This is a genomic window from Streptomyces sp. NPDC001927 (genome assembly GCF_053594455.1).
On record NZ_JBSFEN010000009.1, the window covers coordinates 370938 to 395260 of the forward strand.

At 71.2% G+C, this 24323-nt stretch carries 20 protein-coding genes; 10 read left to right on the forward strand and 10 right to left on the reverse strand.

The annotated features are described in order from the left end of the window. The first annotated feature begins 61 nt into the window (after window positions 1-61). From ACWCO8_RS25775 to ACWCO8_RS25790, 4 genes are all read left to right on the forward strand, one after another. A complete protein-coding gene (locus tag ACWCO8_RS25775; RefSeq protein WP_451034273.1) occupies window positions 62-1276 on the forward strand; it encodes a 5-(carboxyamino)imidazole ribonucleotide synthase in 1215 nt (404 codons plus the stop codon). Then, window positions 1273-1803, forward strand: a complete 531-nt coding sequence (gene purE / locus ACWCO8_RS25780) for a 5-(carboxyamino)imidazole ribonucleotide mutase (RefSeq protein ID WP_362014968.1) — start codon at window positions 1273-1275, stop codon at window positions 1801-1803. Before ACWCO8_RS25775 ends, purE begins: the two co-directional genes overlap by 4 nt. After that, window positions 1800-3038: a dipeptidase gene (locus ACWCO8_RS25785; protein ID WP_451034238.1), complete on the forward strand. Its 1239-nt coding sequence runs from the start codon at window positions 1800-1802 to the stop codon at window positions 3036-3038. The genes purE and ACWCO8_RS25785 overlap by 4 nt, the downstream gene beginning before the upstream one ends. Before the next feature lie 179 nt (window positions 3039-3217). Then, the gene (locus ACWCO8_RS25790) at window positions 3218-4141 is read left to right on the forward strand and encodes a membrane dipeptidase (protein ID WP_451034239.1); all 924 of its coding nucleotides are present in this window, start codon (window positions 3218-3220) and stop codon (window positions 4139-4141) included. A gap of 83 nt (window positions 4142-4224) precedes the next feature. Here the strand turns inward: ACWCO8_RS25790 and ACWCO8_RS25795 are convergent, their stop codons facing one another. Both ACWCO8_RS25795 and ACWCO8_RS25800 read right to left on the reverse strand, forming a co-directional pair. Continuing rightward, the gene (locus tag ACWCO8_RS25795) at window positions 4225-5553 is read right to left on the reverse strand and encodes a UDP-glucose dehydrogenase family protein (protein ID WP_451034240.1); all 1329 of its coding nucleotides are present in this window, start codon (window positions 5551-5553) and stop codon (window positions 4225-4227) included. Between the two features lie 94 nt (window positions 5554-5647). Continuing rightward, the gene (locus ACWCO8_RS25800; protein WP_451034241.1) at window positions 5648-6901 is read right to left on the reverse strand and encodes an LCP family protein; all 1254 of its coding nucleotides are present in this window, start codon (window positions 6899-6901) and stop codon (window positions 5648-5650) included. Between the two features lie 119 nt (window positions 6902-7020). Here ACWCO8_RS25800 and ACWCO8_RS25805 point away from each other — a divergent pair, with 119 nt between their 5' ends. Then, a complete protein-coding gene (locus tag ACWCO8_RS25805; RefSeq protein WP_451034242.1) occupies window positions 7021-7554 on the forward strand; it encodes an acyl-CoA thioesterase in 534 nt (177 codons plus the stop codon). A gap of 60 nt (window positions 7555-7614) precedes the next feature. Here the strand turns inward: ACWCO8_RS25805 and ACWCO8_RS25810 are convergent, their stop codons facing one another. Further along, window positions 7615-9090 (reverse strand): LCP family protein, encoded by a 1476-nt coding sequence (locus ACWCO8_RS25810; protein ID WP_451034243.1) that lies wholly within the window; start codon window positions 9088-9090, stop codon window positions 7615-7617. Between the two features lie 126 nt (window positions 9091-9216). Between ACWCO8_RS25810 and ACWCO8_RS25815 the strand changes: the two genes are divergently transcribed. Then, window positions 9217-10239, forward strand: a complete 1023-nt coding sequence (locus ACWCO8_RS25815) for a glycosyltransferase family 2 protein (RefSeq protein WP_362014981.1) — start codon at window positions 9217-9219, stop codon at window positions 10237-10239. A 95-nt stretch (window positions 10240-10334) separates the two neighbouring features. Here the strand turns inward: ACWCO8_RS25815 and ACWCO8_RS25820 are convergent, their stop codons facing one another. From ACWCO8_RS25820 to ACWCO8_RS25835, 4 genes are all read right to left on the reverse strand, one after another. Then, window positions 10335-12119, reverse strand: coding sequence for an LCP family protein (locus tag ACWCO8_RS25820; RefSeq protein ID WP_451034244.1), 1785 nt, complete (start codon window positions 12117-12119; stop codon window positions 10335-10337). Window positions 12120-12166: 47 nt separating this feature from the next. After that, window positions 12167-13930: an LCP family protein gene (locus ACWCO8_RS25825; protein ID WP_451034245.1), complete on the reverse strand. Its 1764-nt coding sequence runs from the start codon at window positions 13928-13930 to the stop codon at window positions 12167-12169. Between the two features lie 269 nt (window positions 13931-14199). Next, window positions 14200-15444: an LCP family glycopolymer transferase gene (locus tag ACWCO8_RS25830; protein WP_451034246.1), complete on the reverse strand. Its 1245-nt coding sequence runs from the start codon at window positions 15442-15444 to the stop codon at window positions 14200-14202. Window positions 15445-15627: 183 nt separating this feature from the next. After that, complete coding sequence (locus ACWCO8_RS25835; protein WP_451034247.1) at window positions 15628-16380, reverse strand: TIGR03089 family protein; 753 nt, start codon at window positions 16378-16380, stop codon at window positions 15628-15630. Between the two features lie 138 nt (window positions 16381-16518). Between ACWCO8_RS25835 and ACWCO8_RS25840 the strand changes: the two genes are divergently transcribed. The 3 genes from ACWCO8_RS25840 to ACWCO8_RS25850 all read left to right on the forward strand — a co-directional run bounded on the left by ACWCO8_RS25840 (window position 16519) and on the right by ACWCO8_RS25850 (window position 20236). Then, complete coding sequence (locus tag ACWCO8_RS25840) at window positions 16519-17871, forward strand: peptidoglycan recognition protein family protein (RefSeq protein WP_451034248.1); 1353 nt, start codon at window positions 16519-16521, stop codon at window positions 17869-17871. Window positions 17872-17984: 113 nt separating this feature from the next. Beyond that, window positions 17985-19067, forward strand: a complete 1083-nt coding sequence (locus tag ACWCO8_RS25845) for a sugar phosphate nucleotidyltransferase (protein WP_451034249.1) — start codon at window positions 17985-17987, stop codon at window positions 19065-19067. Window positions 19068-19219: 152 nt separating this feature from the next. Further along, a complete protein-coding gene (locus tag ACWCO8_RS25850) occupies window positions 19220-20236 on the forward strand; it encodes a DNA-3-methyladenine glycosylase family protein (protein ID WP_451034250.1) in 1017 nt (338 codons plus the stop codon). A gap of 18 nt (window positions 20237-20254) precedes the next feature. Here ACWCO8_RS25850 and ACWCO8_RS25855 read toward each other — a convergent pair whose 3' ends face one another. From ACWCO8_RS25855 to ACWCO8_RS25865, 3 genes are read right to left on the reverse strand one after another with little or no spacing between them, the layout of a single operon-like run. Continuing rightward, window positions 20255-21655 carry a coenzyme F420-0:L-glutamate ligase gene (locus ACWCO8_RS25855; protein WP_451034251.1) on the reverse strand — a complete coding sequence of 467 codons (1401 nt, stop codon included), beginning with the start codon at window positions 21653-21655 and terminating at the stop codon, window positions 20255-20257. Further along, window positions 21652-22608 (reverse strand): 2-phospho-L-lactate transferase, encoded by a 957-nt coding sequence (cofD, locus tag ACWCO8_RS25860; RefSeq protein WP_362015006.1) that lies wholly within the window; start codon window positions 22606-22608, stop codon window positions 21652-21654. Before cofD ends, ACWCO8_RS25855 begins: the two co-directional genes overlap by 4 nt. A 13-nt stretch (window positions 22609-22621) precedes the next feature. Continuing rightward, complete coding sequence (locus ACWCO8_RS25865) at window positions 22622-23143, reverse strand: cysteine dioxygenase (protein WP_451034252.1); 522 nt, start codon at window positions 23141-23143, stop codon at window positions 22622-22624. A 676-nt stretch (window positions 23144-23819) separates the two neighbouring features. On the opposite strand from ACWCO8_RS25865, the gene ACWCO8_RS25870 reads away from it, so the two are divergent. Further along, window positions 23820-24083 (forward strand): WhiB family transcriptional regulator, encoded by a 264-nt coding sequence (locus ACWCO8_RS25870; protein WP_015033978.1) that lies wholly within the window; start codon window positions 23820-23822, stop codon window positions 24081-24083. Window positions 24084-24323 lie beyond the last annotated feature (240 nt).

A 24323-nucleotide genomic window follows, 5' to 3' on the forward strand; every position in this document is an offset into this window, starting at 1 on the left:
GTTTCGTCAACCCAGCCATGCTAACCAGCCCACCTGTGACCCGCCCGGAGACATTGCAAACATCGGAAAATCCGGTTCCGCTGTCGTAAAGCACAGGCGGCGGAGGCTTCCCGCATGGTGCGGATACCCTAAGAGGGTGACGTTCCCGGTAGTCGGCATGGTCGGTGGCGGTCAGCTCGCCCGTATGACCCACGAGGCGGGCATCCCCCTCGGCATCAAGTTCAAGCTGCTCAGTGACACCCCGCAGGATTCGGCGGCGCAGGTGGTGAGCGAGGTCGTCATCGGCGACTATCGCGACCTGACTACGCTCCGTGACTTCGCGCGCGGCTGTGACGTGATCACCTTCGATCACGAACACGTCCCCGCGAGCCATCTGCGCGCCCTGGAGGAGGACGGCGTCGTCGTCCGCCCCGGGCTCGCCGCGCTGGTGCACGCCCAGGACAAGGGGGTGATGCGCGCCAAGCTCGACGAGATCGGCGCGCCGAGCCCCCGCCACCGCATCGTCGCCGACCCGGCGGACGCGGCGGCCTTCGCGGCGGAGGTGGGCGGCTTCCCGATCATCCTCAAGACCGTGAGCGGCGGCTACGACGGCAAGGGCGTCTGGTTCGTCCGTACGGAGGAGGACGCCCACGACCCGTTCCGCGCGGGCGTCCGGGTCCTCGCCGAGGAGAAGGTCGACTTCACGCGCGAGCTCGCCGCGAACATCGTCCGCTCCCCGCACGGCCAGGCCGTCGCCTACCCGGTGGTCGAGTCCCAGCAGGTCGACGGCGTCTGCGACACGGTGATCGCGCCCGCGCCGAACCTGTCGGGCGAGCTGGCGGGCCAGGCCCAGGAGCTCGCGCTGCGCATCGCCAAGGAGCTCGACGTCGTCGGCCACCTGGCCGTGGAGCTCTTCGAGACCCGCGACGGCCGCATCCTCGTCAACGAGCTCGCCATGCGCCCGCACAACTCCGGCCACTGGACCCAGGACGGGGCGATCACCTCGCAGTTCGCCAACCACGTCCGCGCCGTCCTCGACCTCCCGCTGGGCGACCCCCGCCCCCGCGCGAAGTGGACGGTCATGTGCAATGTGCTGGGCGGCGACTACCCGGACATGTACTACGCGTACCTGCACTGCATGGCCAGGGACCCCCAGCTCAAGATCCACATGTACGGCAAGGACGTGAAGCCCGGTCGCAAGGTCGGTCACGTCAACACCTACGGCGACGACCTCGACGACGTGCTGGAGCGCGCCCGTCACGCCGCCGGCTACCTGCGAGGAACGATCACCGAATGAGCCCTGTGAGCCCTGTCATCGGCATCGTCATGGGATCCGACTCCGACTGGCCCGTCATGGAGGCCGCGGCCCAGGCCCTGGACGAGTTCGAGATCGCGTACGAGGTCGACGTCGTCTCCGCCCACCGGATGCCGCGCGAGATGATCGCGTACGGCGAGCAGGCCGCGGACCGCGGGCTCAAGGCGATCATCGCGGGCGCCGGCGGCGCCGCCCACCTCCCGGGCATGCTCGCCTCGGTGACCCCGCTGCCGGTCATCGGCGTGCCGGTCCCGCTGAAGTACCTCGACGGCATGGACTCGCTGCTCTCCATCGTGCAGATGCCGGCGGGCGTGCCGGTGGCCACGGTCTCGGTCGGCGGCGCGCGCAACGCGGGCCTGCTCGCGGCCCGGATCCTCGCCGCCCACGACGCCGAACTCCTCGGCCGCATGCGGGAGTTCCAGCAGGAGCTGAACGACCAGGCGACCGAGAAGGGCAAGCGGCTGCGCGCCAAGGTCGAGGGCTCGGAGTCGTTCGGCTTCGCGAAGTGAGCGCCGAGGTGCGTACGGGCACGGGCACCGGCACCAGCGCGGCCGACCGCCTCGCCGAGGCGCGCGAGCTCCTCGCCGCCACCCCCGTCGTCGACGGTCACAACGACCTCCCCTGGGCGCTGCGCAAGCACGTCGGCTACGACCTGGACCGGCTCGACATCGCCGCCGACCAGACCGGCGCGCTCCACACCGACCTCGCCCGGCTGCGCGCCGGCGGCGTCGGCGCCCAGTTCTGGTCGGTGTACGTCTCCACCGAGCTGACCGGCGACGACGCGGTGAGCGCCACTCTGGAGCAGATCGACATCGTCGACCAGCTCCTGGAGCGGTACACCGCCGAGCTGGCCCCCGCCCTGACCGCGGACGACATGGAGGCGGCGCGCCGCCAGGGCCGTATCGCCTCGCTCAAGGGCGCCGAGGGCGGCCACTCCATCAACAACTCCCTCGCCACCCTGCGCGCGCTGCACACCCTGGGCGTGCGCTACATGACGCTCACGCACAACGACAACACCGCGTGGGCGGACTCGGCGACCGACGAGCCGGGCGTCGGCGGGCTCTCGCCCTTCGGCCACGAGGTCGTCCGGGAGATGAACCGGGTCGGCATGCTCGTCGACCTCAGCCATGTCGCGGCGACGACGATGCGGGACGCGCTCGCGACCTCCGTCGCACCGGTGATCTTCTCGCACTCCTCGTCCCTCGCGGTCTGCGACCACCCGAGGAACGTCCCGGACGACGTGCTGGCCCAGCTGCCCGCGAACGGCGGGGTGGCGATGGCCACGTTCGTACCGAAGTTCATCCTGCCCGCGGCGGTGGAGTGGACGGCCCGGGCCGACGAGAACCTGCGCGCGCACGGCTTCCACCACCTGGACACGACCGCGGCGGCGATGAAGCTGCACCGCGCCTTCGAGGCCGAGAACCCGCGCCCGATCGCCACGGCGGCGACGGTGGCGGACCACCTCGACCACATGCGCGAGGTGGCCGGCGTCGACCACATCGGCATCGGCGGCGACTACGACGGTACGGCGTTCACCCCGGCCGGCCTCGACGACGTCGCGGGCTACCCGAACCTGATCGCCGAGCTTCTCCACCGCGGCTGGTCCCACGCCGACCTGGCCAAGCTGACCTGGTCCAATGCGGTGCGCGCGCTGCGGGACGCGGAGGCCGTGTCCCGCGACCTGAGCGCCCGCCGGGGCCCGTCGAACGCGACGCTCGACTCCCTGGACACGCCCGCCTCCTGACGGTCCGTCACTGCACACGTGGCCCGTCGCCGAACCGAACCGGCAGCGGGCCACGGCCGTCTGCGCCGACGCGGCCGAGATCACCGCCGTCCCCCGAACGGCCTACTCCACCGCTCCTCACGAGGGCCTTCGTGCCACGGTGGACGGTACTGCCTCAGTCAGTTCGGAGTTGTCACACCATGGCAGATCTTGAAGATCATCATCCCTTCTCCGTCGACCACACCGGCCCCGCGTCCGGCGACCTCGACTCCCCCGAACAACCGCCGCCTCTCGACGAGTTCACCCGTGCGCAGGCACTTCTCGCCGCGCAACCCGTCGTCGAGGGGCACGCCGACCCACCCCGGGCGTTCGACCCGGAGGACCTTCCGCCGGTGCGGGCGGCGGAGACCGGAGCGCAGCTCTGGTCCCTGGGCGTCCAGCCGGAAGAGGGCGTCGTCGGCACCCTCCGCCGGATCGACGGGATCCGCGCCCTCGTCGCCGCGTACCCCGAGGACCTGCGGCTCGCCCACACCACCGCCGAGACGGCCCACGCCGTCAACTGCGGCCGGACCGCGGTGCTCCTGGGCCCGGTGAGCTGGTCGGCGCTCGCCGGCTCGGTCGCCGCGCTGCGGGCGTACCACGCGCTCGGGGTACGGGCGGTCAACCTCACCCGGTTCGACGGCTTCGCCCGCGAGGCCGTACGGGAGATGAACCGCCTGGGCCTCGTCGTGGACCTCTCCGGGGCCGACCCGGAGTCGGTCCGCCGGACCCTCGCGGTCACCAGGGCCCCGGTCCTGCTGACCCGTGCGGAGCCGGAGGGCCTGCCCGACGACGTCCTCGGCCTGCTCGGCGAGAACGGCGGCGTCTGCATGGTCCCGGTGACCGAGGACCTGTCCGCGACCGCGGACGCCCTCGACCGGATCCGCGCCCTGGCGGGCCCGCACTGCGTGGGCCTCTCGCACACCACGGACCCGGCCACCGGCTACGCCCCGCTCTTCGCCGAGCTCCTCCGCCGCGACTGGCCCGCCCCGGACCTGGTCGCCCTCTCCCACGGCAACGCCACGCGCACCCTGCGGGAGGCGGAGTTCCTCTCCCGCACGACGCGCCTGCGCCGCGCGGCCTGAAAGCGGCGGTGACAGCGGCCTGAGAACGCGGAAGGGTCCCGCCTCCCTCACGGGTGGCGGGACCCTTCGCGCAGAAGAACGCGTTACGCGCGCGGGCGCCCCATCGCCCGGTACACCCAGCCCGCCTCGCGCCAGCGGGTGGCGTCCAGGGCGTTGCGGCCGTCCAGGATCACGCGGGAGGTCACCGCGGGCGCCAGCTCGGCCGGGTCGAGCTCGTCGCGGAACTCGCGCCACTCCGTGAGGTGCAGCACGACGTCCGCGCCGCGCACCGCTTCGAGGGCCGTCGGCGCGTACCCGAGGGTCGGGAAGAGCCGACGCGCGTTCTCCATGCCCTTCGGGTCGTAGACCGTGACCTGTCCGCCCTGCAGGTGGATCTGGCCGGCCACGTTCAGCGCGGGGGAGTCCCGTACGTCGTCCGAGTCCGGCTTGAAGGTCGCGCCGAGCACGGCGACCCGCTTGCCGAGGAACGAGCCGCCGCCGACCGCGTCCCGGGCCATCTCGACCATCTGGCCGCGGCGCCGCATGTTGATGGAGTCGATCTCGCGCAGGAAGGTCAGCGCCTGGTCCGCGCCCAGCTCGCCCGCGCGGGCCATGAACGCGCGGATGTCCTTCGGCAGACAGCCGCCGCCGAAGCCGATCCCTGCGCGCAGGAACTTGGAGCCGATCCGCTCGTCGTAGCCGATCGCCTCGGCCAGCTTCGCGACGTCGCCGCCCGCGGCCTCGCAGACCTCCGCCATCGCGTTGATGAAGGAGATCTTGGTCGCGAGGAAGGAGTTCGCGGCGGTCTTCACCAGCTCCGCGGTGGGGAAGTCGGTGACGACGAAGGGCGTGCCCTCGGAGATCGGTGTGGCGTACACCTCGCGCAGCAGCTTCTCGGCCCGCTCGCTCGTCACGCCCGCGACCACCCGGTCCGGGTGCAGGGTGTCGTTCACGGCGAAGCCCTCGCGCAGGAACTCCGGGTTCCAGGCCAGCTCCACGCCCTCCGGCAGCAGGCCCGCGAGGCGCTCGGCCGAGCCGACCGGGACCGTCGACTTGCCGACGACCAGCGCGCCCTCGCGCACCACGGCCGCCAGCGAGCCGAAGGCGGCGTCGACGTAGCTCATGTCACACGCGTACTCGCCGTGCTTCTGCGGAGTGTTCACGCAGACGAAGTGGACGTCGCCGAAGGCGCCGACCTCCTCCCAGGAGGAGGTGAAGCGCAGCCGCCCGGTCGACCCCTCGATCCCGGCGACGTGCCGGGAGAGCAGCTCCTCCAGACCGGGCTCGTACATCGGTACGCGACCGGTGGACAGCAGCTCGATCTTCTCGGGCACGACGTCGAGGCCGAGGACCTCGAAGCCGAGCTCCGCCATGGCCGCGGCGTGCGTGGCGCCGAGGTAGCCGGTGCCGATCACCGTGATCTTGAGGGCCATACGGGACTCCAGGGAGGTCGGGCGGAATGCCTGCCCGAGCATAGTCGTGCGCTCTCGTGCCCAGGTCCGGGGCCCGGAAGGGCCCCGTCCGGGGTCAGCGGTCCGACGTCACCGTGACCGGCTCGTCGTTCTGGATCTGCGAGACCAGCTGCTTCACCTTGGGCATGTCCCACTTCAGGGAGCCCTGCGGCGCGCTGCCGGAGATCGGGATGTTCATCGACTTCCCGTCGCCGCCGCTGATGCCCTTCATCGCGAAGAACATCTTGCCCAGGTCGTACAGCGACATGTCCTTGTCCACGATCAGCGTGTCCAGGCCGGCGCCCAGCGTCGGGTACAGCTTGAACGGGTTGAGGATCGTGCCCGGCGTCGCCGCCTGGTTGGCCAGGGCGGAGAGGAACTTCTGCTGGTTCTTCGTCCGCGCGAGGTCCGACTCGGCGAAGGCGTACCGGGTACGGACGAAGGCCAGGGCCTGCTCGCCGTTGAGGGTCTGCTCGCCCGCCTGGAAGTCGGCGCCGGACTTCTTGTCCTTGAAGCCCTTCTCGATGTTCAGGTCGACACCGCCGAGCGCGTCCACGATGTTCGCGAAGCCGGCGAAGCCGATCTCCGCGTAGTGGTCGATGCGCAGGCCGGTGTTGAACTCGACCGTGCGGACCAGCAGCTCCGGGCCGTCCATCGCGTACGCCGCGTTGAGCTTGGAGCCGCCGCGCGCGCCGAACTTCTTCCCGGACTCCGAGCCCACGAACGAGGGGATCGTCACCCACGAGTCACGGGGGAGGGAGACCATCGTGTTCCCGCTGGAGCAGGCCGCGAGGATCATCATCGAGTCGGTCCGCTTGCCCTCGGCGGAGCCGGTGTGCAGCTTCTTCTTCTCCTCGGCCGACATGCCCTCACGGCTGTCGGAGCCGACGATCAGGTACGTGGTGCAGTCGCCCTCGGCCGGCCGCTCGATGACCTTGGAGAGATCGACCTCGTTGCGCATCTGGGAGCTGGCCCAGGCGTACGTGCCGACGCTCCAGGCGAGCACGCCGACGACGAGCACGATGGAGCCGATCTTGATCCGGCGGCGCCAGTCGGGCGCGGGACGGCCGGGCTGCGGCTGCGGCGCGTACCGGGGGTCGTGCTGCGGCGGAATGGTGCCGCGGCCGCCGCCCTGCGGGGAGCCGTAGACCTGGCCGTTGCTGTAGCCGCTGTCGTAGCCGGAGGCCTGCTGCTGCGTGAAGTTCGGGTTGTACTGCTGCTGGCCCTGGTCGTAGCCCTGGTCGTACTGCGGCTGCTGGGGCACCTGCGGGCGCTGCACGTGACGCATCCGGCGGGGTCCGTCGGGCTGCGAGTTCGGCCAGTCATTCATACCGACCATCTTGCAGGCCGCCCCTCGGGGGTCGACAGGGCGGGTGGGGATTCGGGGCGGCGCTGTTGCCAAGCTGATGCAAACAGGACCGGACCAGGACCCGGCATAAGGTGGAGGGCATGACAGACCAGGGCGATATCCCGGGCAAGCCCACTTCGGCGTCCCGCACCACACTGAGCCACATCATGACGAGCCACGACACCAACCTCCTGGGTACGGTGCACGGCGGCGTGATCATGAAGCTGGTGGACGACGCGGCGGGCGCTGTCGCGGGGCGCCACTCGGGCGGCCCGGCGGTGACCGCGTCCATGGACGAGATGGTCTTCCTGGAGCCGGTCAGGGTCGGCGACCTGGTGCATGTGAAGGCCCAGGTCAACTGGACCGGCCGGTCCTCCATGGAGGTCGGCGTCCGGGTCATGGCCGAACGCTGGAACGAGTCCACGCCCGCCCAGCAGGTCGGCTCGGCCTACCTGGTCTTCGCGGGGGTCGACGCCGACGGCAAGCCGCGCGTGGTGCCGCCGGTCGTCCCGGAGACGGAGAAGGACAAGCGCCGCTACCAGGAGGCCCAGATCCGCCGCACCCACCGCCTGGCCCGCCGCCGAGCGATCAAGGAACTCCGCGAACAGCGAGCGGCAGAGGGCTACGAGGACTAGCAGAGGGCTAGAGGGCTACGAGGACCAGAGGACCGCGGACCAGAGGACCAGGGGCTTCGCCTACGGGCAGACGACCTGGTCCCCCGACACCGCCTCGAACGGTCCCGAATCCGGCTCGTCCGCCCGCACCGGCGTGACGCCCTTGAAGTCGAGGCCGGCCACCACCCGCAGCGTCGCGCCCCGCCCCTTCACCGGCTTCAGCTCCGCCCCCGGCAGCGCCGCCGCCAGGGACTTCGCCGAGCGGTCCCAGCGCGGGTCGTACTCCACCAGCGTCCGCCGCCGCTCGGGACCCTCCCCGGTGCGCGGCGCCCGCGTCGTGTTGAAGCCCGTGGCCCGCAGCGCGTCGTCCACCTTGCGGCCGAGGCCGTCCGTCCGGGTCCCGTTGTAGACCTGCACCCGGATCGTCTTCGGGGCCACGTCCACCACCACCGGCTTCGGCCGCCCCTTCGCGTCCGCGGTCTCCGCCCGCGGCGGGGCGAGCGGCCGGTCCTCGCGCAGCGCCTGGAAGAGCTTCTGCGCCTTGGGCGCGTCCCACTTCACCGTCGAGCCGATGCCCGGCACGGGGAAGCTCATGTCCCCGACCGGTACGGAGACGAACTCCGAGGACGCCGGGGTGAACCCCTGCATCGCCCTGGCGAGGGACAGCAGCTGCTCCGACCCGAAGCCCGCGTCGGCCCGTACCGAGTTCAGCATCGTCGTCGCCACCTCACGGAACCGCACCGGGTTCAGCAGCACCCCGCCGCTCGACATCCGGTCGATGAGCGCCGCGAGGAAGCGCTGCTGGCGCTGCATCCGGCCGATGTCGGCCGCGCCGTCGACATGGCGCGAGCGCACGTACTGCAGCGCCTGCCCGCCGTTCAGCTGGTGCGGACCGGCCGCCAGGTCGAGCCCCGTGTACGTGTCCTTCATCGGCCGGGGCGTACAGATCTCCACTCCGCCGACCGCGTCGACCGTCTTCATGAAGCTGGTGAAGTCGACCTCCAGATAGTGGTCGATCTTCACCCCCGTCATGTTCTCGACCGTCCGCACCGTCAGCCCGGGCCCGCCCTCCGCGTACGCGGCGTTCAGCTTCACCGGGTGCGCCTCGTGCCGCTTCCCCGTGGTCGCGTCGGTGTGCTCGGGCATCTCGGCGTACGAGTCGCGGGGGAGGCTCACCACACTCGCCCGGTCCCGCTTCTCGCTGATGTGCACCAGCATCACGGTGTCCGTGCAGTGGCAGGGCGCCCCGCCCAGCCGGTACGCCTTCCGCTGCTCGGGCGTGATGCTGTCGCGCCCGTCCGTGCCGACGACCAGCACGTTCATGCCGTCCCCTGCCCGGGGGCGGTTCTTCATGTCCTTGAACGGGTCGACCCGGTTGATCCCGGTGTCCAGGCCGGTGACCAGCGCGTGCCCGATGCCGCCCGCCCCGAGGACGACGACGGAGAGGGTGGTCGCCATCCGCATGCCCCACCGGGGCCGCGCGACCCGTCTGCCGCGGCGCGCCGGTACGGGACGGGCGGCCGGCCGGGGACGGGGCGTGCGGGGCGGTGTGGGCACCGGGGGACACCTCCGCGGGTGTGACAAGGGGAACCGTGAGCACCGTAGGCCCATACGATCAGCGCAAGGGTGCGGCGCTCGCCGTGACGCGCTTCCTGTCCCCCATTCGCGGTAACGTGGCCGGCAATGAACGCCACGCCCCCCGTCTCCGTGATCATGCCGGTCCTCAACGAGGAGCGGCACCTGCGCAACTCGGTCCGTCACATCCTCGAGCAGGAGTACGACGGCGAGATGGAGGTGGTGATCGCGCTCGGCCCGTCCACGGACCGCACCGACGAGATCGCCGCCGAACTCGTACGAGAGGACCCTCGGGTCCACACCGTGCCGAACCCCACCGGCCGCACGCCCGCCGCCCTCAACGCGGCGATCAAGGCCTCCCGCCACCCGATCGTGGTGCGGGTCGACGGTCACGGCATGCTGTCGCCCAACTACATCGCCACCGCCGTCCGCCTCCTGGAGGAGACGGGCGCGCAGAACGTCGGCGGCATCATGCACGCCGAGGGCGAGAACGACTGGGAGCACGCGGTCGCCGCCGCGATGACCTCGAAGATCGGCGTCGGCAACGCGGCCTTCCACACCGGCGGCCAGGCGGGCCCGGCCGAGACCGTGTACCTGGGTGTCTTCCGGCGCGAGGCCCTGGAGCAGCAGGACGGCTACAACATCGAGTTCATCCGCGCCCAGGACTGGGAGCTGAACTTCCGTATCCGCGAGGCGGGCGGCCTGATCTGGTTCTCGCCCGAGCTGCGCGTCCAGTACCGCCCGCGGCCCAGCGTCCGCGCGCTGGCGAAGCAGTACAAGGACTACGGCCGTTGGCGCCACGTCGTGGCCCGCTACCACCAGGGCTCGATCAACCTCCGCTACCTCGCCCCGCCGACCGCCGTCTGCGCGATCGCGGCCGGTGTCGTGGTCGGCGCGGTGCTCACCCCGCTCGGCTTCCTGATCCCGGCCGGCTACCTGGCCGCGATCACCGCGGGCTCGGTCCCGGCCGGCAAGGGCCTCCCGCTCAAGGCCCGCCTGCAGATCCCGGTGGCCCTCGCGACGATGCACATGTCCTGGGGCTACGGCTTCCTGACGAGCCCGCGCGCCCTCGCGAAGAAGGTCATCGCGAGCCGCCGCCCGGCGGTGACGACGAGCGCCTCGCAGGTCTGAGAACGCGTCCGCGCGCGAAGGATCTTCGTACGAGAACGGCGAACGGCCGGGCCCCGAGGGGCTCGGCCGTTCGCCGTTCTCGCGCGCTCAGGGGGTCAGCTCTTGCCGTCCCACTTGTAGACGCTGTAGACGTCCATGCACTTCACCTTGTCGTCCGCGCCGTCGGGCAGGTCGCCCGCCTCGGTCTTCGGCTTCTTGTACGTGGCGCCCTCGCGCCAGTCCGCGCCGATGACGAGGGTGATGTTCTGCGCCGTCGCGTCCGCGCGGACCGCCGTGTCGGGCAGACCGAGCGCCTTGGCCACGGACAGCGCGTCCGCCTTGCCCTGATCGCCGCCGGACTTCGGGTACTTGACGACGGTGTCCTTGCGGGGCTCGGCGCTCCGCGAGGCGTCCGCCTGCGTGAACCCCTTGCCCTGCAGGGTCTCCTCCATCGCGCCGGCCCGGCCCTCCGTGGGCGCCGCGCCGTCGCCGGCCGTGCCGTTGACGACCGTGACGGCGAGCGTCGCGGGCGCGGCAGCGGTCGGGCCCTGCGGCTTCGGCTTCGCGGACGCCGACGCGGACGGCTTGGCGTCGGCCGGGTCACCGTTCTTGTCGAACGCGACGTCGTCGCGGAGCATCGACCAGATCTTGTCGGCGGCGGTCGGCACCATGACGAGCTTGTTCCGGTCCTGGGTCCACTCGGTGGTGGGGATCGTCGCCGTCGTGAGGCGGTCCAGCTTCACGTTCTTGAGCTGCATGGAGAGGTCGAAGAGCTTCGACACGGAACGGATCTCGTCGGAGACCTGGAGCGCCTTGGTGGCGGTCTCGGCCAGGCCCATGAGGCGTCCGGTGTCGGTCCAGGCGTTCTGGCTCTGGAGCTTCTCCATCATGCCGTTCATGTACATGTGCTGGGCCTTGGCGCGGTTCTGGTCGCTGCCGAACGCGTGCCGGGTGCGCAGCCATTGGAGCGCCTGCTCGCCCTTGACCTCGGTGGTCCCCTTCGGCAGCTTCAGCCCGGAACCGCCCTTCACCTGCCGGGTCGAGCGGTCCCACACACCGGTGTTCACACAGACCGGGACGCCGCCGACCTCGTCCGCCATCGCGACGACACCGGCGAAGTCGACCATCATCCAGTGGTCGATGTAGACCCCGGTGATGCTCTCCCAGGTGGTGAGCGTGCAGCCGGGACCGCCGCGGGCCAGGGTCTCGTTGATGGGGCTGGTGGTCGTCTCGGCGTACTGCTTGCCGTCCCCGTCCTTGCACGCGGGGATCCTGACGATCGTGTCGCGCGGGATCGAGATGATGTTGGCGTTCTTGCGGTCCGCCGAGATGTGCAACAGCATCTGCACATCGGCGAGGGCCTTGCGGTCCCGCTCGTTCTTTCCGCCGCCCAGCGCCACGTTCTTGTCGTCGGCGCGGCTGTCGGAGCCGATCAGCAGGATGTTGAGCGGGGTGTCGCCGAGCGCGTTGGGCGCGGCCTTCTTCACACCGCTGTCGCCACCGGCGCGGCTGCCGCCGCGGATGTTGCCGTTGAGGTGCTGGTAGTACAGGTATCCGGCGGCAGCCGTCCCAAGTATCAGGAACGACAGGGTCGCGGCGACCCAGCGCAGCACCTTGCGTTTGCCGCTCTTCTTGGCGCGCCTGCGCGGCCCTTTGCGCCGGTGGCTCGCACGGCCTTCGCCGGCGCTCCGCCCGGGACCGCTCGGGTCCCCGTCGCCGGAAGCCCCGGCGCCCGAAGTCCCGTCACCCGCTCGCTGGTTGCCCGAAGCGCGGTCGCCCGAAGCCCGGTCGCCCGGCCCCGGTTCGCCCTCGTCCCCGTAGAGACTCTCGTCCCAGCCCAATTCGCGGGCGTGCGGAACGCGACCCCGGGTCCCCTCCCCACGCACGCTGTTCTGTCCCACCCCTGGTCCCCCTCCTCAGGAGCGCGCCGAAGCCCGGTGTTTCCGGGTCACTCGGCGCACACCTTCTTGTCTGCGGTCTGAGCACCCTCCGGCGCCTTTGCCGGACCGGTGATGGGCACCCCCGCGCCCTTGAAGTCGGAGCCGAGGACGAGCGTCATGGGTGCGAGCGCCTCGGCGTTCTGCGTGCCCGGCTTGAGCGCCGTGGCGGGCAGGCCCATCATGTCCGCGAGCTTGCGGGCCTGAGCGGCCTGGTTCGGTGCGTATTCGAGCGTGGTCTTCGCCGCCTTCTCGGGGGCGTTGCTCTTGTTGCTGGACCTGATGACGCCCTGCTCGTTCTGCAGCCAGTTGATCGTCGACTGCGCGGCGCCCGTGATGCCGCTGCCGTTGTAGACGTCGACGCGCACCTCGCGCGCGGTGGAGCGGGTGCCCTTCAACAGGGCGGCCTGGGCGTTCTTGGCGTCCTGCTGCTGCTTCTTCACCTCGGTGAGCGAGGTGTCGGACTTCAGCATCGCGAAGAGCTGCGGCGCCTTCGTCGGGTCGGGCACCACCGTCGCCTTGATCTTCTCGGCGGGGTTGTCGATGACCGGCAGCGTCGTGAACGTGATGTTCTTCGTGTCGATCTTGGCGAGTTCCTCGCCGAGGGACTTCAGCTTCCCGATGCTGCCTATGCCGGAGTCGACGGTCAGCGCGTTCGTGGCCGCCTCGGCGAGGTCGAGCAGCTTGCTCGGACTGGTCAGGGTCTCGTCCGACTTCATCTGCCGGATCATCGACGAGAGGAACTGCTGCTGGATCTTGATCCGGTCGAGGTCGCTCTCGTTGCCGAAGCTGTGGCGGGTACGGACGAAGGCGAGGGCCTGCTCGCCCTGGATCGTCGACTCGCCGGCCGGCAGGTTGAGCTTGGAGTCCTTGTCCTTGACCGGCTTCACCAGACAGACCTTCACGCCGCCGACGGCCGTCGTCATCTCCTTGACGGCGTTGAAGTCGGCCATCATGAAGTGGTCGACGGTCAGCCCGGTGAGCTGCTTGACCGTACGCATCGTGCAGCCGGGGTCGCGGTCGGACTGGCCGAGGCTGACGTTGAACCGCTCGTCGGCCTGGCCCGGGATCGTCTTGATCGACCCGTCCGGCATCTTCGTCTGGCACTCGGGGATCTCGGTCTTCAGGTCGCGCGGGATGGACATCGCCGTGGCGTTCGTCCGGTCCTTGGAGACGTGGAAGAGGATCGTGGTGTCGGCGTGGCCGGGGCTGTTCTTGTCGCCGTAGCCCTGGTTGCCGTCACCGGTCCGCTTGTCCGTGCCGATCAGCAGGATGTTGACGGCCTGGTCCTTCTTGAAGCCCGTGCTCTGGGCCCCGACCACGTCGACCTTGTTGATGTTCCCGTTGAGGTGGTCGTAGTACGCGTACGCGCCCACCGCGCCGCCCACGAGCACGAAGGCCATCGCCCCGCCGGTCCACAGCAGGACCTTCTTCTTGCGGGACTTCGCGTTCTTGCGCTTGCGCCGGCCCTGCTGCGGGACGCCGCCCGCGGGCCCCTCGGGGGCGCGGCGGCGGCGCTGGCCGGGGACGGGAGTCTCGGCGGGCGTGCCGGTCGGCGTGCCGGTCGTACGGGAGCGCTGGCCGGAGCGTGATCCCTGGGGGGTTCTCGGACCCGGAGGCGTCGCGCCGCGCGGACGGGACTGCGACGGCGACTGCGGCTGGGACTGCCCAGCGGAGTGGTTCAGTCGCAGTTCGTAGTTGCCTGTCTGCGGGTTGAGGACCCACTGGTCGGCGGGGTCGATCTCATCCGCCTGTCCACGGCTGTGCGCGTCCACGGTTACTTGAATCCTCCGTCGGTGCCACGCGAGGCGCCTCCCCCGGCAGGCGCTCGGTCGTTCGATCCGTTGAGTGCGCGACCACGCGGTCGGACGCACCGGATCGCGTCACACTATCCGCCCAGTTCAGCGTGGGGCGACGTCCGTGACAAATTCCACGGCCCTTACAACTGGGCAATTTGCCCAAACCTCTTCCGTCACCGCCATCCCCCCGAACTCCTTGGACTCCCTTTTACTCACCGGTCACTTTTCCGCCACTCATCCATCCCCTAGGAGCACGCTCCCTCCGCCGCGCTGCGCCCTGTGAACGTCGGGGTCGGTGCCGCGCTCGGAGAGCTCGCGTCGTCCGGTTTCCCGTCGCTGACCTGGTCCGGGCCCCGGCTCGCGGACGGACTCGCTCCGGCTCCGCTCGCGCCCGGGGACGGCGAGGGCTCGGCGCCCGGAGCGACGGTGACGGGCTTGTCCTCCCGTAGCCGCTTGAAGAGTTGGCTCGCCTCAGGTTGTACGAGTTCGTCCCGGTTCGCGTTGTACGAGTACGGCCGCCGGGGCACCGTGAGGAACTGCACCTTCTCCGTGGGGATCGCCCGCATCGACCGCGCCAGGTCGTACAGGTCCCGCAGCGAGTCGAGCCCCGGGTCGGTCGTGATCGACTTCGTCGCCGCGTCCAGGACCGGGTAGAGCCGGGTCGGATTCAGCAGCACGCCGTTGCTCTGCACCTTGTTGACCAGCGCGCCCAGGAACTGCTGCTGGCGGTCCATGCGTTCCGTGTCGCTGCCGTTGCCCAGCGTCTTGCGGGCCCGTACGAAGCCCAGCGCCTGCTCGCCGTGGAGCGTCTGGCGCCCGGCCGGCAGCTTCAGCTTGGCGTCCTTGTCGTCGATCGGCTCCTTCAGGCAGATCTCGACGCCGTCGACGGCGTCGACCATCTTCTTGAAGCCCCGGAAGTCGATCACCATGTGGTGGTCGATCCGGATCGCGGTCAGCCGCTCGACGGTACGGATCGTGCACGCCGTGCCGCCGATCTCGAAGGCGGAATTGAACTGGGCGAACATTTCCCCGGTCCGCTTTCCGCCCTTCGTCCTGCAACTCGGCATGTTCACCATCAGGTCACGCGGAATCGACACGGCCGTCGCACTCGACCGCCCCGCCGCGATGTGCAGCAGGATCGTCGTGTCCGAGCGCTGGGTGCCCTTGTCCTTGCCGTACTTGGTGTTGCCCGCCCCGGTCCGGGTGTCGGAGCCGATGAGCAGGATGTTCTGCGCGCCCATCGCGACCGCGGTGGGCCGCTCCTTGTCGTACGCGCGCAGCTCGGCGGCGGCGTCGGTGTCGGTGGTGATGTTGTTGTCGAGCTTGCGGTAGAGCCACCAGCCGGTACCCGCCGCGGCGAGGACGACGACCGAGCACCCGAGAGCCGTCCAGCGCAACCAGTGACGCTTGCGCGGGGTCTCCGGTTCGGTCTCCGGTTCCGCCTCCGGTTCGGCGGGCGTGCCGGCACTGTCCGTCACGTCTGAGTCCATCCTTCACGGCGTCGGCGGCGCGCCCGGGAGCCGCCGTTCGAAGAGTGGGACGGCCGAACCGGACGCATGGTTGTGCGGGAGGGGTGCGTACCCGCCGATCATGTACCGGAGTTGACGCACGGACCCGGGGACTCGGCGAGTCGGTGCGCCATATGGGTGGAACGGGTGGACCTCAGTGGGTGGTCATACGGCGGTCGCGGTGACGCGCTCGCTCTCCACCCGCTTGTCGAGCGACTCGGGGGCCAGCTGGTCCAGGTTCCGGCACAGGACGACGGACGCCCCGGCCGCCAGCGGCGCGTAGAGCCCGGCGGAGAGACCGTCCCAGCCGTCGTACGGACGCCCCGAGAGCAGCCGCGCCCCGGGGGCGAGGCCGAGGGCCTCGGCGTCCGCGCGGGCCCGCTCGACCAGCTGGGCGCCCGTCAGTTCCGCACCGTCGACGAGGAGCGCGGGGGCGCCCGCGTCCACCGGGACGAACGGGGCGAACCGGTCACCCTGGCTCGGCACCTCCACCGCGTAGTCCGCGTACCCGGCGGGCGCGGCGGGGAAGCGGCGGCCCAGCGGGGCGAGGGAGAGCGCGATCCGGTCCCCGGAGCAGGCGAGCCCGGCGTCGAGACCGTCCGGCCCGGCGACGACGTAGTCGGCGTCCGCCGGGTCGCCGCCGATCTCGGCGACCACGCCGACCGAGGAGCAGGCCAGCAGCCACACGGCGGTCTGCCAGTGCGCGGGCAGCAGAAGGGCGAGGCGGTCGCCGGGGGAGGCGGACAGCTCGCCCTGGAGCAGATTGGCCGTCTTGGCCACCCAATTGGCGAAGGTGGCCACGGACAATTCGACGCGCTCACCGGTGGCGTCGTCGTAGAAGGTGACCAAGGGGCGGGCGGGGTCCGCGGCGAGCGCGGATCGCAGCAGGTCGGCGGGGGTGCGGTCGCTGGCGTTCACGCGGGCAAGGGTACGCGGGCGGGGGTGCGGGGACCCGCCGTACCGGTGACGCCGTCCTCCGGTCGGACCGACGCGCCGTCAGTTTCCGGCCCGGATCCCACCGAGCGGAACGCGCCCGGGGTACGGACGATCCCTTACATGCGTGCCTACCTCGCCTCCTCGATCGCCGTCACGTGCGCGGCGGCGCTCGCCCTGCCGTTGTCCCTCGCGACGCCGGCGGCGTCGCACAAGCCGGCCGCGTACGCCGCGAGACCTGACGTGGAAGTCGCCGGGTCCACCCAGTCCCTGCCCCTCGCCCCCCTACGGGACGACCGTCGGGCCATCGGCTCGCCCGGCACCGCCGGCGTGGCGCAGGGGCTGACCCGAAGGGACGTCAGACCCTTCTCCCTCGTCGGCGTCGTCTGGGACGACGCCCACGCCCACCTGCACGGCACGGTCCAGGTCCGCACCCGGGCGACCGGGAGCGGGGAGTGGTCGGCGTGGCAGGAGCTGGAGACCCACAACGACGAACACGGGGCCGATCCCGGCACCGCCGAGGCCGCGGCGGCGGCGGTCCGCGGGTCGACCGCGCCGCTGTGGGTCGGCGACTCGGACGGCGTCGAGATCCGCGTACAGCCGGTGGACGGCAGCGGCGCGGACCGAGGCCCGACCGAACCGCTTCCCACGGGCCTCCGCCTCGAACTGGTGGACCCGGGGGAGGAGCGGGCGCCGGAGGGCGCGCCGGACCGGTCCGGCGCGCTGGACGACAAAGCCCCCATGACCCGAGCGACCCACACGACCCACCGGGGTCCGACGGTCGAGGAGGCGGCGGCGTTCTCCGTCAACGCGCAGCTCGCCCCGGTCGGTACGGCCGTGATCCCGGCGGCGGCCGCGGCGAAGCCGTACATCGGGCCGCGGCCGAAGATCATCACGCGCAAGGGCTGGGGGGCGAACGAGAAGCTGCGCGAGAAGGGCTTCAAGTACACGAAGTCCGTCAAAGCGGCCTTCGTCCACCACAGCGCGACGGGCAACAAGTACACCTGCAAGCAGGCGCCCTCCGTATTGCGCAGTATCTACCGGTACCACACCCAGAGCAGCGGCTGGCGCGACTTCGGCTACAACTTCGCCGTCGACAAGTGCGGAAACATCTACGAAGGCCGCGCCGGGGGAGTGGGCAAGCCGGTCCTCGGCGCCCACACGCTCGGTTTCAACACCAACAGCATGGGCATCGCCGTCCTCGGCACCTTCAGTTCGAGCACTCCGCCGGCCGCCGTGACGACGGCGATCGCGCGACTGACCGCATGGAAGCTGGGGCTGCACGGGGGGAATCCGAAGGGGAAGGCGACGCTCACCTCGGGCGGTGGGAACCGGTACAAGAAGGGCACGAAGGTCAAGTTCAACACCATCGCCGGACACCGTGACGGTTACGCCACGGCCTGCCCCGGAGCCCGCCTCTACGGGAAGCTCGGCACCGCCCGTACCGCCTCGGCGAAGTACCAGGGGCGGCCGTGATGCGGCCGCCGGTCCGACCATCTGCATAAACTGACCGGTCATATCGCCCAGACGAGCGAAACGAGCCCGTACGGGCGATGAGACCGGCCCCGGACAGGAAGCAGAGACGACAGGTGACAGAAGCGATCCTCCTGGTCGGTGGCAAGGGCACACGGCTACGGCCCCTGACGGTGAACACACCGAAGCCGATGGTCCCGGCGGCGGGCGTGCCGTTCCTGACGCACCAGCTGGCACGGGCGAAGGCGGCGGGGGTGGACCATGTGGTCCTGGCCACCTCGTACCTCGCGGAGGTCTTCGAACCGCACTTCGGGGACGGTTCGTCGCTGGGGCTCAGCCTGGAGTACGTCACCGAGGAGGAGCCGCTCGGCACGGGCGGCGCGATCCGCAACGTCGCCTCGCGCCTGCGCTCGGGCCCGGACGAGCCGGTGCTCGTCTTCAACGGCGACATCCTGACCGGCCTGGACATCCGGGCCCTGGTCGCCACGCACGACGCCTCGGGCGCGGACGTCTCGCTGCACCTGACGCGGGTCGAGGACCCGAGGGCGTTCGGCCTGGTCCCGACGGACCCGACCGGGCGGGTGACGGCGTTCCTGGAGAAGCCGCAGACGCCCGAGGAGATCGTGACCGACCAGATCAACGCGGGGGCGTACGTCTTCCGCCGCTCGGTCATCGACACGATCCCGACGGGCCGCCCGGTCTCGGTGGAGCGCGAAACGTTCCCGGAACTCCTCGCCACCGGAGCCCACCTCCAGGGCCTGGTGGACTCCACCTACTGGCTGGACCTGGGCACCCCTCAGGCCTTCGTCCGCGGCTCGGCCGACCTGGTCCTGGGCCACGCCCCGTCCCCGGCGGTCCCGGGCCGCTGTGGCGACCGCCTGGTCCTGCCGACGGCCCGCGTGGCCCCGGACGCCAAGCTCACGGGCGGCACGGTCGTCGGCGCGGGCGCGGTGGTCGGCGAGGGCGCCCGCGTCACGGGCTCGACGCTGCACGAGGGCGCGATCGTGGAACCGGGCGCGGTGATCACCGACTCCCTGATCGGCGCAGGCGCCCGCATCGGAGCCCGCACGATCCTCACCGGCGCGGTCATCGGCGACGGCGCGCACGTGGGCGCGGACAACGAACTCCGCGAAGGCATCCGCATCTGGTGCAACACCACACTCCCCCCAGGCGCGATCCGCTTCTCGTCGGACCAGTAACCAGCAGTCGCCGACGGCGAGCAACCGCCCACCGGAAGACCCGCACCTCTGTCTGCTCAGTTGCACGGGTGGTGCGGGTGGGAAAACCAAGCCCGGCCGGAGGCCGGGCGCACCACCCGCCGGGCGGCACCCGCCCGGCTACGCTCATACACATGGCCGGCCGCTTCGCACCCCGCACCCCCACGACCCGCACCACCGTGCGCGGCGGCCACATCCCCGTACCCGCTTCGGGACAGCCCGCCCCCACCGCGGGTGGGACGACCCGCCGCTGGCAACCCACCGCCCCCACCGACCTCGGCCTCATCCTCGGCCCCCTCCGCCGCGGCGTCGGCGACCCCACCTTCCGCACCACCCCCGACGGCTCCGTCTGGCGCGCCACCCGCACCCCGGAAGGCCCCGGCACCCTCCGTGTCGCCCTCCGCAGGAGCGAGGGCCACGCAGAGGCCGAAGCCTGGGGCCCCGGCGCGCAGTGGCTCCTCGACCGCCTCCCCCAACTGCTCGGCGCAGACGACGACCCCACCGCCTTTGTCCCCCGCCACCGACTCCTCGCCGCCACGCACCGCCGCCGCCCCGGCCTCCGGCTGACCCGCACGGGCCTGGTGATGGAGTCGCTGATCCCCTCGATCCTGGAGCAGAAGGTCACCACGGCCGAGGCCTATCAAGCCTGGCGCCTGCTCGTACGCAAGTACGGAGAACCCGCCCCCGGCCCCGGCGAGCAGCACCGCCTCCACGTCATGCCCGACCCCCGCACCTGGTCCCTGATCCCGTCCTGGGAATGGCACCGCGCCGGCGTCGACAACAAGCGCGCCGCCACCGTGCTGCGCGCCACCAAGGTCGCCGCCCGCATGGAGGAAGCCGCGACCATGGACCCCGAACAGGCCCAGCAGCGGCTGGAGTTGATCCCCGGCATCGGCCCCTGGACCTCCGCCGAGACGATCCAGCGCAGCAACGGCGCCCCGGACGCGGTCACCGTCGGCGACTACCACCTGCCCGGCATCGTCGGCTACGCCCTCGCGGGCGACCGCACCACCGACGACGCGGCCATGCTCGAACTGCTCGCCCCGTACGCGGGCCAACGCCACCGCGCGGCCCGCCTCATCCTCCTCAGCGGCCAGACCCCACCGCGCAGGGCACCACGCATGTCCCCGGGCAACATCGCGGCCCTCTGAGCCACCCGGATCGACGCGCTACCGCACCTCGATGAACCGCCCCGCCTGCCGCGCCGCCCGCTCCTTCGGCGGCGCCGCCGCGTGGCCCACCGCGACCGCGCCCATCGGGTCCCAGTCCTCCGGAAGCCCGAGGACCTCGCGTACGACGTCACGGCAGAACATCGTCGAGGACACCCACGCCGACCCCAGCCGCTCGCCCGCGAGCGCCACCAGGAAGTTCTGGACGCCCGCGCCCGCCGCGACCACGAACATCTCGCGCTCGGCGGCGTCCCGGCGCGGGTCGCCGTAGTGGTGCGAGCCGTCCATGACGAGACACGGCACCACCAGGTACGGCGCGTTCCGCAGCACGTCCCCGCGGCGCACCCGCTTGGCGATGGACTCCTCCGACTTGCCGTCCCGCCGCAGGTCCGCGATCCACGCGTCCCGCATCGCGTCGAGCAGCCGGACCCGAGAGGCCTCCGACTCCAGGAGCACGAACCGCCACGGCGTCGTGTGGTGCGGCGCCGGGGCCGTGACGGCGGCCGCGACCGCGCGCCGTACGGCGCCGGGATCCACGGGCTCGTCGGTGAACTCCCGGACCGTACGCCGCAGGGTCACCGCCTCCCGTACCGCCTCCGACGTCCCGAGCCGGAACATGTCGTCGGCCGCCCCGCGCACCAGCGCCCGGGCACCCTCCTCGACCGAACCGTCCACGACGTGCGGCAGCCCGCGCACGACGGCGACCGGCAGCCCGCTCGCCTTCCCCTTCACGAGGTCGCCGGCGGCGGCCAGCTCGTCAGCCGTGGCGACGACCGTGGCGCTGAGCGGATTGCCGTACGCGTCCGTCCCCCCGCGCAGGTCGTCCAGGACGCGCACGCCGGCAGCGCCGATGGCCACGTCGGTGAGTCCCGTGCGCCAGGGCCGCCCGAAGGTGTCCGTGACGACGACGCCGACGTCGACGCCGAGGGTGTCCCGCAGCCCCTCGCGGATCGCGCGGGCCGAGGCGTCCGGGTCGACGGGCAGCAACAGCACTGTCCCGGCAGGGGTGTTGGAGGCGTCGACCCCGGCGGCGGCCATCACAAGCCCCTGCCGGTTCTCGACGATCCGCAGCGTGCCGCGCCGGGCCACGACCCGTACGGTCTCGGCGTCGATCGCCTCCTCGCGGTCGTCGGCGGCGATCACCCGCCCCTCGGCCTTGCTCACGATCTTGGAGGTCACGAGCAGGACGTCCCCGTCCAGGAGCCCGGGGGAGACGGAGGCGATCAACTTGGCGAGATCGTCGCCGGCCCTGACCTCGGGCAACCCGGAGAGCGCCCACACCCGAAACCCAGGCACACCGTCCAGGCCCCCCGAAGCACCGCCCGAGCCGTCGCCCAAGCCCTCCGAAGTACCGCCCGAGCCGTCCCAGCCCCCCGAAGCGCCCCCCGCAGCCCCCCTCATCCCCGGACCTCCTCCGCCAGCGCCAGCGCTTCCCGCGCCATCGCTGCCGTCGCGTCCAGATCCGTCATCATCAGGGGCACCGCCCGGCAGCGGATCCCCGCCGACTCGACGTCCGCCACCGCGCCCGCGTCGACCGTGTCGACCAGCCAGCCGTCGAGCAGACCCGAGCCGTAGTGCCGGGCCACCGCGGAGGCCGTGGACTCCACGCCCACCGCCGCGAGGACCTTGTCCGCCATGCCCCGGACCGGCGCGTCGCCGACGATGGGGGAGAGGCCGACCACCGGCACGTCCGCCTCGGCGATCGCCTCGCGGATGCCCGGCACGGACAGGATCGTGCCGACCGAGACGACCGGGTTGGACGGCGGGAACAGGATGACGTCCGCCTCGGCGATCGCCTCCAGGACGCCCGGCGCCGGCTTCGACGCCTCCGCGCCGACCGCGACCACGGCCTGGGCGTCCACGGACGCCCGCAGCCGCACCCAGTACTCCTGGAAGTGCACCGCCCGCGACTCGCCGTCGACCTCGATGGCGACGTGCGTCTCGACGCGGTCGTCGGACATCGGCAGCAGCCGTACGCCCGGCTGCCAGCGCGCGCACAGCGCCTCGGTGACCGCGCTCAGCGGATAGCCCGCGGCCAGCATCTGCGTACGGACGATGTGAGTCGCGAAGTCGCGGTCGCCGAGGCCGAACCACTCCGGCCCCACCCCGTACGCCGCGAGCTCCTCCTTCACGGTGAAGGACTCGTCCTCACGGCCCCAGCCCTGTTCCTCGTTGATGCCACCGCCGAGGGTGTACATCACCGTGTCGAGGTCGGGGCAGACCTTGAGCCCGAAGAGATGGATGTCGTCACCGGTGTTGCCGACGACCGTGATCTCCGCGTCCGGCGCGGCCTGCTTGAGGCCGCGAAGGAAGCGGGCACCACCGATGCCACCGGCCAGAACCACAATGCGCATGTGGTGCAGTTTGTCAGGCCGGTACGACACCGTGGGCGGTCGGGGCGGTGACCGGTGCGCACTGGGCGCGCAGCGACTCGTGCATGGGCATCGACGTCAGGCCCGGGTAGTAGACGTGCAGGCTGACCGCCGGTTCGAGGGAGTCGTTGACGACCTCGTGGACGTACCCCGGCGCGAAGACCCGGGTCGCGCCCCCGTCGAGCTTCCGTACGCCCCGTTCCGTACGCTCCGTCAGTTCGCCCTGGAGGACGGTCAGGACGCCGGACGAGGCGCCGTGGTCGTGCAGTCCGCTGCCCTGGCCGGGCACCCAGGAGAGCAGCCAGACCTCGTAGCCGGGTCCGGTGCGCAGCCGGTGGTACCAGCGGGTGGTGGCGTCGTACTCGACGTGCGGGGCCCACTGCGCGCGGTCGGCGGCGATGGAGCGGGCGAGGCCGACGAACTCGGCCACGGTGGTGGGGTGCTCGCGGGCGGGCTGCAGGAGGTGGGGGACCTCGAGGATGTCGCCGGCGATCTGAAGGTCGCTGTCGCTGTTCATGGGTGCGGTGGTTCCTCGGCAGTAACAGAAGTCGTGCAGGGGGGTCACACAGGAGTCGTGCAAGGGGTCACGCGGGGCAACGCGGGAGACGCGTGGAGAAGGCGCTGGAGCTCGGAGGCATCAACAGCTGGAACAGCAACAGCAACAGCGCGCCTGGACAGCGCTGCGGTACCCACGGGCGTGGGTCGCGGAGGGCGCTGAGGTCGCTGGCATGACATCAAAGGTGACGGGCGGGCCACCCGACTGTCAACTCAATGCCCGTTTTGGGTGGAATGTTTCACCTCATCCGGTTACATCGCCTGGAGAAAGGTTTGTTCAGTCGCCGAGCAGGAGACATGGCGCAACATCCGTGCCCGTAAACGCGGCTGGCATCTCGTGATCAGACTGTGATCCGGATCGCTTCCGTGGCTGGATCGCAACAAGATCCACGCTCCGGGCGTCTCTCTCTGTGAGCGCTACGAGAGAGGACGGTGCGGCCAGGCCAGTGGCATGTGTCAGGTTTTTGGTGATTTGAACACTTTCCGCATAGCCTTGGTTCCGCAGAGTGAATACCGGGCCCAATAGCAGATTCCGGCTTGACTCGCACAGAGCACGAACTTGTAATTTCACTCGTGTCGTTCGGCCGGAATCGGTAACGGCAACATCACGGGGACGCGAAGACAGACGAGGGGCGCACATGACCGAGTTGTTCCAGGAACTGCTGGTCGAGGACGCGGACGAGGAACTCGGCTGGCAGGAGCGCGCGCTGTGCGCCCAGACCGATCCCGAGTCCTTCTTCCCCGAGAAGGGCGGCTCGACCCGCGAGGCCAAGAAGGTCTGCCTCGCCTGCGAGGTCCGCTCCGAATGCCTGGAGTACGCCCTGCAGAACGACGAACGGTTCGGGATCTGGGGCGGTCTTTCCGAAAGAGAACGTCGCCGCCTGAAGAAGGCCGCCGTCTGACCCGACGGCTTCGGCACCACGGGCGCCGCGGGCCCCACGGCCACGACAGGCACCGCCGACCGGTACGACCCACCGGGAGGACCCACCCGCCGAACCACGCACACCCGTACACATCGAACGGTCCGCCCCCTGTGCTCTGTCCACAGGGGGCGGACCCTTTTCCTGCCAGCCGTTAGTGTGGGGCCCCGTCCGAGACGCACCCACGCCCCTCGCGGGCGACCCCCCCGGCCGGAGGGCCCG